We start from the raw sequence: 11,776 nt of genomic DNA, 5'->3' as shown, positions 1-11,776 counted from the left end.
TGCTTTTAAAGAACGGAGTATGGTATGGGGTGCTGCTCCTCATGGTGGTTATTCCTGAATAAAGGTTACTGAAAAAGTGCCGCTGTACATACCGGACGGATTGGCCAGGGCATTGCCCACGGTAAGGGTACCGCCAATCCTTACCAGGGTTCTGTCGGGCGGAACAGCCGTTGTTATAAAGGGCGATCCGGTACTGGCATTACCGATGTGCAGGGTGATGGAGCCTCCGTTGTTCCCGGTAAGCGTAACATCGGGTCCATTCAATATAGAAATGAGGGTGCCCGGTGTAGCATCTACTTCAAAGATGGCCGGTGAAAAAGGAATGCCCATATTGGCCTGCACCAGGTCGCCGGTGACGGAGCGTGATCCGTCGGGATAGATAATGACGGTACCACCGGTAACGCCCTGGAAAAAAGCGCCGAAAATAAGTCCCTGGGCCGGGTTCACATAGATGGCGATGGGCCGTGGCGGCGGCGGCTGCGCCTGGGAGCGCAGGCATGGATACAATAGTAACAGGCCCGCACAGGCCAGCAGGCGTATTATTTTTTTACAGGTTAATAAATTACAATGGCCCATATATACACTATTAATGGCTGATCATTACTCTTTGTGATACCACGCCATGTTGGGTATAAAAACTGATCACGTATACACCGTTGATCAATGTGTTTCCTAATTCATGATAGCCATTACCGTTCAGCTGCCTGCGCAGGAGCACCTGGCCCTGCATATTGGTAATGGCCACAGTACATTTTTCGCCGGATGCGGCATTGATATAAGCTACCAGCCTGCCCGCTGAACTATAGGCCCTGAATATACCTACAGCCGTATCGGGCTGCTGTACGCTGCCCTGCCTGTTGAACAGCAGGTAAAACCTGTTCCTGTATTCACCCGGTTCGAGGTAAAGGCGGTATAGGGGATTTACCTGCAGGTCCTGGTTGATACCTGTTTTGGCATCATACAGGTAAATGCGGCTGCCGCGGGGTATCCGCTCAAAAGCCTGTGTGTGGAAGGAGATCCAGCCAGCCTTTTTGATCTCCAGGCCCAGGGGTATCTTGTCGGCACTATCACGCATATGGGGCCACGCACAGATGGATAACCGGGCGGTATCGGTAGCTACGGCATACAGGTTGGGCACCAGCGGGTCGGTATTCATGAGTTTGAGTGCATCCATCTCGCGGTCAAAAGCGCGACTGGCATCCTGGTCGTCAAAATAAACCACTATGGGGTCGGTGATGGTTGTTTCATCGGCAAATCCTGCGCTGAGGCGCAGGAGGGGCAAGGTAGAAGCAGGCCGCCTCCTGAAATCAGGTACCAGGTTATTGATCCGTGCATTGTTGTTGATGGACATGGAAGCAGCTACGGGGAAGCTGCCATTGGACACATGCACAAAGAATCCCTGCATGGCGGCAATGATATTGCCGGCTGTATTGTCGCTGGATACACCATTGATATAAGAGCTATAGGTGCCGGTATATTGATTGGTGGTGCCCGCATTAAAATAATAGACGGCATTATCCACATTGGTACGGCTCCAGCCGGCAGCAAGATCCCAGTCGATGGGTGAAGGATAGGGATTACCCACCAGGTTAAAACCCTGGGTGAATGGCTGATTGTGGTTGAACAGGGCAGGAAAGGACAGGTTGCCGTTATTAACGACTCCTGTCATATCAATGGTAGCGGGCGCCGATGCAGGGCCGAGATTGGCCGCATAGCCCTCTCCGGGATGCAGTGCACCTGTGGTATTCGTATAAGTGATCCAGCCCAGGGAAGGCAGGCTTTCATCATAGCGGTAAAGAACCGGGAAGGAGGCGCCCAGGTTGAGGTCATCGGCCAGTTCATTGACGGTGGCTGCCTGAAATGGCGAGCCGAGGTATTTGTAACCAAAACCGCTGGGCACATAACGCTGCATGGTTACATTGCCCAATACATTGCCTGCCCCGCTGCCGTCGATGAGGGCGGTCTTCACGGCGGTGGAGGTCAGGGTAAGGAAGGTGGATGTATTGAAACTGCCGGTGGCGGCCAGCAATATACCCGACAGGTCCAGGGTGCCACCCAGGGTAACCCCCATCACATTGTTGATGGTAAGGTTATTCACGAGGTTGCCGGTAAAAGCAGCAGCAGGTATGGTTTGTGGTGTCAGGCCATTCATTTCAATGGTACCTGCACTGGCTATAAAACTACCGTTATTGCTGATGCTGTCGCCTATTTTCAACAATTTGTTGCTGATGTTTAAAGTTCCTGCGGTGATCACTACATTGTTTTTGACCGTTAGGTTGCTGGTTTGCAACAATGCGGTAGTATTGGCACTGCCGACGGCGAGGTTGAACAAGGGCTGGGTGGATACAATGTCCATGGTTTGCGCGGCGGGTGTAGCAGCATTGCCCATTTGCAGGGTACCGCCGGCAAAACCGGGGCCCTGGGTGGACAGGTTGTAATAACCGAGGTTCTGGCCGGCTGTTCCGCCAGCCCGCTGGATAATGAGGGTGCCACCTGCCATATCGAATACAGCGCCGGGGGTATCCATATTGAAAGGGGCTATACCGGCCACGGTACTGCCCTGGGTATTGACGGCTACAGTTCCTTCTTTCATATTGAAGGTCCAGGCTGCGCCCGGATTACTGATGCGTGAAGCAAGGTTGAGGTTGCCTGCGGCCACGGTAAACATGGCTGTACTGAGGGGTATAACGGCATTATCGGCAACACTGCCCATATTCATGGCGCCTCCTGTTACTTTTACCTGACCGGCCACTGTCCAGTTCATGTTGGCAGAACGGATGGTACCTGCATTTACCCACAATCCGGCGGTAGCAGGTATTAAAGTATTACCGGTGGCTATATCGGCTGTAAAAGGCATCACACTCGCGCCTGTGCTATTGAGGTTGAAGGCGCCATTATTCAGTGTAAGGAAACCATCGGGCGCTGAGAAGTTAGCAGCGGTTACATCCAGGTAATTATTGAAAGAAACACCCTGATTGATACTGATATTATTGAAGCTGGTCACAGCGCCGCTGCCGCCAATGGTTTGTATACCATCTTTGTTAAAAAGTACATTGCAAAAACTATTGGCATCAGGCCGCAGGTTAAACGTACCGTTGTTGATCACATCGCCGCCGATGGTCAGCTGGTGTGTGGCGTTGGAGGTCGTAGCAACCTGGAAGGCGGCGCCGGCAGCCACAGTAATATTACTACCTATGGCAAATGATAAAGGCGTGGCATCAACACCAATACTCACCGATCCGGAAGAAACGCTCAGGTTATGATTCACCGGTATATTGGGTAGTGTAATACTGCCGCCACCGGTAAGGGATACATCGAGGTTATAATAGCTGAGGGGCGTGATGGTTTGCCCGGTAGTTCCATTATAACTGATGGTAGAGGAATTGGTAACGGCATCGGCGGTAGCGGCATCCATGGTTGTTAAGGCACCGGCAACGCTTGTAGTATCGCTGCTGAAATATTTTATACCTGTATTGCCAAGCGTGAGGTTATTATATTTAAAACTGGCAATATTCTGCTGTCCGAAGCCATTGTAATTGATAGTACTGCCGGTAATGGTATACGCATTATTACCCGGGGTAAAGCTGCCGGCAATAGCAATGGTGCCGGTAGCGGGCAACAGGCGTGTCCCTGTAGAACTGCTGGCAAGATTATAATACTGGTAGGCAGGAATGGTTTGTGTACCCGTGCCGGTAAATCCAATGGTACCGCCGGGCAGGGAAACATTACCTTGCACAGTAGGGAATGCTGCTTCTGTATTCAAGGTCCCATTGGTTACTGTCAGATCGCCCGACACCTGCAGGGTATGGCCGGCGCCAATGGTCAATTGCAGACTGCTATTGTTAAGGATCAGGTGTTTGGTAGTAGCCGCCACGTCAATAAAAATGGTATCTCCTGCGTTTAAATTTACATCATCGATCGCTGTAGGCACGCCATCGGTATTCCAGTTGGCGGCATCACTCCAATTGCGGGTTCCGGCACCACCATCCCATGTTTTCACCAATATCACCCGCATACCTACCTGGAAACTACCAAAGTCGGCAATCCCGGTAAGCTGAATGGAGGTGGCAGTAATGGCGCCCACGGTTGGATAGATCCAGGTGCCATTGCTGTACATACCGCCAATAAGGGAGGCGGTTATTACTCCGGGGTCTACATCAGTGGGCGCAAAATTGAAAGTGGCATTGTAAGTGGTAAATGCAATACCGCTGTTGACCAGGGTCCAGTACCTGTTGACACTGAGTGCGGCATTGATCTGGGAACTGTTGATCTGGGGCTGATCGGTGGGTACTGTGGCAGTGGTGAGATAACCTCCTGTGGTAACATTGGCAAAGGCTACGGATACCGGGGTATACTGCAGGCTATCCCCTACTTCAAATAATTTGACGGTGGTGCCAGTGGATATATATTTCCGCAGGTTGCCATTTATCCATCCTGTACTCTGAGCGGCACCAGTGACTGTACCCGATGCCGGCTGAATGACCATGTTACTATCGGTAACAATCTGACCGTGTATAAAATTCAGTACGCCATTAACGGTTGTGCCGGACAGCAAAGCGGCCACCCCTGATGGCTTATTGAGGGTAAGGTTATTAAATGCAGGGAGGCCATACAACTGCTGGTTAACAGTGCCGTTCAAGATGAACGTAGAAGAGCCGCTGTTGAGGACGCCATTATCTGTGATATGGCCACTCACGGTATGGGTAAAACTACCTGCATTCAACAGGGCACCGCTGTTAATGATGAGATCACCTGCAAGGCTCCAATTGGAAGAAGGCGTAACACCTGCGGCATTTGTATTGGCAATGATAACATGGCGGAAGGAGGCCGGTGCACCAGCCAAGGTCATTGCCCCTGTTCCGCCGAAAACCACCGTTCCTGTACTGTTAAAATTGGTACCGAGGTTCACCGTTGCCGTTGAAGAGGGAATAAAATTCAGCCGGCCACTGCTGGTGATCGTCCCATTGTTGGTCACTGCACCCAATATATTGTGGGTAGAAACGCCGCCATTGAAAGAAGCACCATTACCGATAGTGAGCCCTAATAAGATGGTCCACCCCACGCTGGGATAAACACCTGCGGTGTTGTTGATAAACAGATTGCCAAACTGGGGTACGCTTGTAGAATTCAGCACAGGCGACACGGTGCCATTGAAGTATACGGTCATGGCTACAGTGGTGACGGCATTGATAAGACTTAAGGTTTGCACCACATTTCCCGTAAAGATGGTGGTACCCAAGGTGTTCAACACACCACTGTTGATGAGGTCGCCATTCATGGTTACCTGCAGGGTGGGACCTCCGGTTATTGATCCGGTGCTGGTAATATTCAGCAAGGTATTGAAGGTTACATCATTTAGCACGGTGTAGCTGCCTACCACGGTTACCTTATTAAAGGTAGTGAGGCCGGAAATGGTTTTACCACTGCCGCTACAGAGCAGGGTACTGGTACCTGGTATGAAAGTGCCGTTGTTGGTCCAGTTGCCCTGGAGGCTGATGGTATTGGTATCGGCATTAAAGCTCGCGCCACTCTCGATGGTCAGGTTGCCATTGACCGTAGCGGGCGAAGTGAGGGTTTTAATTCCTGCATTCCGCATGATCAGGTTGCCAAAATTAATACCCTGCAATTGCAGTGTTTGTGCTGCACTGCCGTTAAAAACAACTGTACTGGAATTGTCCAGGAGGTAATTGGCAAAATTGAGTGGCGGATTATTGGCGCCGATAATAAAAGTACCGTTCTGCGCCAGGGTCGCATTGCCACCCTGGGTCTGCCGGTTACAATCATAGGTTTGGATATCGAGGGTGCCGGATAATACGGTGAGGTCACCTTTTACGACCATATTACCTGTGAGCAATACGCTGCTGCCTACCGGTTTATTCACCAGCACATTATTGAAGGTAGATGCATTGACGGTTTGGGTACCTGTTCCATTGAATTGGATACCAGGACCTGCTCCGGTATAACTGCCGTTATTGGTCCAGTTGCCCCCCACGTATAATCTTGCGTTGTTCAGCATCACCGCCCCTGCACTGATCAATACATTACCCCGGATATTCAATGGCGCATTATTATCCAGTTCCCCATTCAGCAGAGAAACATTACCGAGTATATTGGTACTATCACTTATGGAAGCCAATGCGGTAGTTTTGTTGATGGTAAGGTTGTTGTAAGTGACCCGGGCAATGACCTGGTTGGCGGTGCCATTGTATACCATGGTACCGCTGCCAGGTGTGAAGCTCCCGCTGAGGTAATTAAAATTACCCGCCAGGTTCAAGGTGCCTGCACCACTGAAAGTTACACTGGCATCAACTGATTGCGCCAGTGCGCCAGTTACGTTGACTGTGCCTGTGCCGATATTCAACTGGATTGCCTGCCCTGCTACACCATCACTCAGATTAAGATCCCCTCCTACTGAAAGGGTTTGGCCATTTACCTGGATGGTATGGAGGGCATTGGCAGTCCAGGTGCCATCAATATTACCGGCAGTAGTGAGTGATCCTCCCGCGGCCATGCTAAGTGTAACCGCCTTAGCGCTACCAAACCGGATATTTTTCGCTACTGCACTGGTACTGATGGCAGGCTGGAAATTGAAGGTCACAGTTCCCAATTCCACAATATCCGTAGCGGAAGGCGGCGTGGAGGGAAGGCCGGACGTCACGGTCCAGTTAGCAGCCGTATTCCAGTCGGTACTTACGCTGCCATTCCAACGTACCACATTTGATGCAGAAGAAAGTGTCCAGCGCCCATCAAGGCTACCCAAGACGATCAATGTTACATATTCGGGATTGGTACTGTTGGTAGTTTTACCCCGCTGCACCCACCCCGATCCGGAGTTCTGCCACAATACCATGGTATTTTCATTGTTGCCATTCAGTTTCTCTTTTTCATAATCGAAACTTAGGGACCCCACTACATAGGTACCGTTGGGTATGGATATAGTAATTTGTTCATTGACCGCTGCACCAAAAGGGAAGTCATTGACATTGTCTTCCGAAATGACCATCACGATCTTGTTAACGCCCAGGGCTACTGTAAAGGAGATGGTATTCCAGGGACTTTCAAAGGCATAGGCTGTCCCGATATTGAATGCATGGATGCGCTGTACCGTACCCAATATCTTGCCATTGCCTGTCCTGTCGCTGGTAATGGTAAGTGTATCAACACCTGTACGCAAAACTCCTTGTACCATATTGACTATAGAAGCTGATATATTATCGTCCAGGAAGAGGCTGGTGCTTGCGTTATCGAGGTTTACGGTGAGGCTGTTGAAGGTGGTATTACCAATGATATGGGAATTGAGGTTGCCTAAAAACTGGATCGTACTGGTGCCTGCTGTGAAACTGCCGAGGTTGTTCCAGTTATTATAAATGGAATGGGTGAAGTTGCCAGGGATGAACGTTACGCCGGATGCGATCGTAATAGTATTGTTTACCGTGAAAGCACCGGTAGCAGTCTTATTGCCGCCGGCAGACAGGTTGAGGTTGAAATAGGTAATGCCATTGATATTCTGCGCACCCGCCCCATTAAAATTAACGGTATTGGGGGTGGCGGTAGTTACATCGAGGGTACCGGCCGTAAGGGTGAGCCCACTGGCAATCCCTAACAGGGCATTGGCCGATAATTGCAGGGAAGTACCATTGATGACTACATTGAACAGATTGGCAGTGCCGCTTAATTTGGAAGTACCTGTAAAGGTAGCGGCGCCTGCAGAGGCTGTAAAACTTCCGGTAACAGCCAGGCTGTTGGATATGGAAAAACCGGCATCGGTAGTAAGGGTGCCTGATATCGACAAGATACCAAAGTTCTTAGTGCCTGCACCGGTAATGGTTTTGCCGGTACCACTCATGGTGAATATACCTGCGCCGGTGGTAAAGCTGCCACTTACTGATAAATTACCGGTGAGGGTCAAATTAGCTGCCGTACTAACAGTGCCGCTCACTGTCAGGTTTTCCAACACAATGCCCTGGCCGCTGATGGTGGCACCTGTGCCGGACATTACTACTGTACCTCCTGCTGCCTGGGTGATGGATCCCGCCCCTGTTGTAAGAAGGCTTCCGGACAGACTAATACTGCCGGCAGGCAGGCCAAGCAGGGAAGCCGATACAGTAAGGTGATTAAAATTCTGTGCACCCGATCCACTGATAGACTTACCGGCCCCTGTGAGGACTATGGTGCCTGTGCTGCCAATAAAGACGCCATTATTGACCCAGTTGCCGCCAATGGTATGTGTAAAGCTGCTACTGTTGAACGTGGTGGAAGCGCCGATGGTAATATTACCGTTGATGGTGATATTGGATGCGGCTGTAAAAGATACAGCGGTACCTGTTCCGATGGTACTGCTCAGGTTGCCGAGGATGGTGAGTGCAGTAGCCGGAAATGTTTTGACGGCAGCGCCGGCCGAACTGCTCAGTTTCAGGTTACCATAGGCCTGATTAGCCACGGCCTGGTTGGCGCCTGCATATTCTACGGTACTGGCTACTACCAGGGTATTGGTAGTATAGTTGGCAGGGTATGTGTTGGTACCGCCGATACGCAGGGTAGCATTGTTGGATACGGTGAGTATACCGCCTGCTGTGGTACGGTTGGCAGTGAAGGCGCCCAGGTTGAAAGTACCGCTGGCGATGAAAAGGTTGCCCTGGATGTTGATATTGGATGTAAGGGTTACTGTATCGGCTGTATTGGCAAGTGTGAGGTTATTAAAAGTAGTGGCAAAGCTGCCGCCGATGGTTTGCCCGGTGGCGGCGCCGAAGGTAACGGTACCGGTGCCCGGTATGAAAGCTGCGGCAGCCGCATTGTTGGTCCAGTTGCCATTGATGGCGATATTGAAGTTGTTGGCATCGAGCGTACCGGCTGCTATGGACAGGTTGTTGCTGACGGTAATAGCAGCAGGCAGCAACAACCCATTGGCATTGGTAAGTGTAAGATTGTAGAAGGTATTGATGCCTGAAAATGTTTGCTGTCCTGAAGTACCGTTAAAGTTGATGGTGCCGGTATTGGCTACCGTACCATTGTTGGTGAGTGTGCCGCCAATATTCAATATTCCTGCTGCTGCAATGGTAAGTGTAGCGCCTGCATTAATGGTAAGGCTGTTGCAGGTGACACTACTGCTAATAGTGGGCATGCGCACGGCGGAGGCACTGATCACCACATTGGTGGCAGCGGTGGGTGCTATACCTGTACACCAGTTGGCGCCATTGGCCCAGTCGGTACTTACAACGCCTGTCCACTGACCCGTATTGGTACTAGAGCTTACATTGGTATAGGCCGTAGCTGTGCAACCGCCGGCGGTGACCTGCAGTGTGTAGGTGCCGGCGGCAGCGGCTGTATAGGTAAAGGAAGGATTTTGTTGAACAGAGGAAAACCCGGGGCCGATCCAGGAATAGGTAGCGCCTGGCAGGGTGGTAGCGCTTAGGGTAACCGTCGATCCGGCGCATACCGGGCCATTATTGCCAGCTCCATCGGGTGAATTATAAGTGATGGCCACTTCTGCAGGACTCAGGGCCCGGCTATAGATCAGGGCATCATCGAGGGAACCGTTAAAATAAAAGCTGGTGGGCGTAGATATCCAGCCACTCACATTGTCGTACCCTATGCGCCAGTATCCTGTATAATTTTCTGCCGTGGTGGTGGTGGTATTGGCGCCTACCTGCACCCCGTCCACATACAATGCCATACCAGTGGTGGAAGATAATGTGGCTGTTGCAAGGTGCCAGTTATTGTCATTGTACGACTGGGTGGAGTTGACAGTTACCACGGTATTGGGATATACGCCAAAATACAATTGACCGGCGTTATTCATGTAGATATGCCGGTCGAACTGGCCGCTGGCGCCCGTTTGTTCCCTGCCAAAACCAATCAGTTTACCACCGGTGGTTGTAGCAGTCTTAAACCAGATGGATATTGTGAAATCTCCTGGATTGACATAGGAATTGGTGGTAGATATGTATTGTGAGCTGCCATCAAACTGGAGGGCACGGCCGGCAATATTGAAACGATCGGCCGTGGAAGCCGGGCTGTTTTGCAACACGCCATTGTTGTTGCCGGTAGCATCATTGGCATTGCCATTGAAACGGTAGTTCGCAATTAAACCGGTGGTGGGTACCTGTGAAATATTGGGTGCGGTAACATTGACTGTAATAGTAGCGGGAGCGCTTACGCAACCTCCCACGGTTTGGGTAACAAAATAATTGACGGAACCGGTAGTTGCCGTAGAAGGTATGGGCGCTGTAGCAGAACCTGCATTGGTAGTAAACTGGATATTATTAAAACACCGGGCTCCTGCTGTCGACACCCCTGTAATATTGATGGTGCCGGTAGGCTCGGTGATGGGGAACGACGGGTTATCGCTTCCAATTACGCCGCTGCCCGATAACACGCCAATGCTGTAATTGCCTGCGTTGGTAATGGTATAGTTGAAAGTATTGCTTATTGCTATTGCGCTGGCCCCTGCTGTTTGCGTGGTAGTGGTGGTGGAGGTGGCAATAACGGTACCCGCATTGTTGAACAGGGCCAATACGAGGCCGGTAACGGTTTGAAAGGCCGGGATATAATAACTGACCGTACTGATGGTAACATTAGGAACAGTGGTCGTAAAATTGGTCTTTTTATTATTAGCGACATATACGGCATCTACATAAGTATTAGTGGTGAGGGTAGCTGTTCCACCTGCTGTACCCGACTGGCTGGAACCTGTGCTCCACAAAAGATTAGAACCAGTAGCGGTTAATGCAGTAGCAGTTGCATTTTGGCAATAATTGACGGGGCTGGTGACGGTGGGTGCAGCAGGCGCCGCACAGGAGGTGGTCTGGCTGCCGCTTAAAGCGGTGCTTAGTGCTCCCTCGGACAGGGCAAATACCTGCCAGTAATAAGTGGTATTGGTTGCCAAACCTGATTGTACAGAAGAAGTTATATTAGGTGCTGTTTGGGTAACGAAGTTATAATTTACCCCATCGGTGGAACTGTAGATGACAAATCCACGCTCGGTAGAGGAAAGATCGGTCCAGTTAAGCGTCATGGCCGAACTGCTGATGCCAGTGAATGTGAGACTACCGGGGGCCGTTAATACCGGCGGCGTAAAAGAATAGGTTCTGCCGGATACGGGCTTGCTGGTCACATTGGCTTCATTGGTAGAACTTACGCTGGTGCCGGCATTATTGACGGACAGGAAATTACCCGATCCGGTGGCCGCGGCGGTGATGCCAATGGAAGCGCTTGCCTGTAAAGCAGCGGTGGCTTCGGGCCTGTATACAAACTGTACCCTGCCGGTGGCTTCATACAATTTTACCTGGAATGACATAACGATGCCCGGATTCAGGTAATACCAGCGGGTATTGAGGTATTGTAGTGTAAATACCCGGCTGCCTGTAGTGCCGGTAGTTTGATAGGTAACATTGGTAAAGGCTCCCAGTTCGAGGTCATCCCACAGCGGGGCGATAACCGGGCGCGGGGCTCCGCCCGATGTCAGGTTATTGGTATACAAATTATCGGAGATGGTAGAGCCCAGGGTGATCCAGCCGTTGGAACTGGCGGATATATTGGTATAACGCACACCCATGTACCAAAAGTCAAATCCTATAGGTATCAAGGCCGAAGAGGCATCATCGGTATTGCCCGACCAGGTAGTGGTAAGGGGTGCAGACAGGGCCGTAAAAGTACCTGTGGATGCAGCAAAGGTATAATTGGTGATGGACTGGGCATGGGAAGTCAAACCAAGGCCGACCATCAACATAATTGCCAACAGGTATTTACAGGATGATATGGATCTGGACTTATTTCG

Annotated in this window: 2 protein-coding genes; both read right to left on the bottom strand. The window is 50.9% G+C overall.

Going from position 1 to position 11,776, the window contains the following annotated elements:
• Positions 1-48: 48 nt before the first annotated feature.
• Positions 49-576, bottom strand: coding sequence for a DUF4402 domain-containing protein (locus D3H65_RS01740; RefSeq protein ID WP_119048606.1), 528 nt, complete (start codon positions 574-576; stop codon positions 49-51).
• Positions 577-586: 10 nt separating this feature from the next.
• A complete protein-coding gene (locus tag D3H65_RS01735; protein ID WP_162915353.1) occupies positions 587-11,728 on the bottom strand; it encodes a LamG-like jellyroll fold domain-containing protein in 11,142 nt (3,713 codons plus the stop codon).
• Positions 11,729-11,776 lie beyond the last annotated feature (48 nt).

Origin of the sequence: Paraflavitalea soli, assembly GCF_003555545.1 — a bacterium.
Taxonomy (GTDB): Bacteria; Bacteroidota; Bacteroidia; order Chitinophagales; family Chitinophagaceae; genus Paraflavitalea; species Paraflavitalea soli.
This window is presented reverse-complemented; position numbering and strand designations above follow the sequence as displayed.

Excerpts from the sequence above, each read along its gene's own strand:
- D3H65_RS01740 (WP_119048606.1), bottom strand. The coding sequence starts at position 576 with ATGGGCCATTGTAATTTATTAACCTGTAAAAAAATAATACGCCTGCTG.
- D3H65_RS01735 (WP_162915353.1), bottom strand. The coding sequence starts at position 11,728 with ATGTTGATGGTCGGCCTTGGTTTGACTTCCCATGCCCAGTCCATCACC.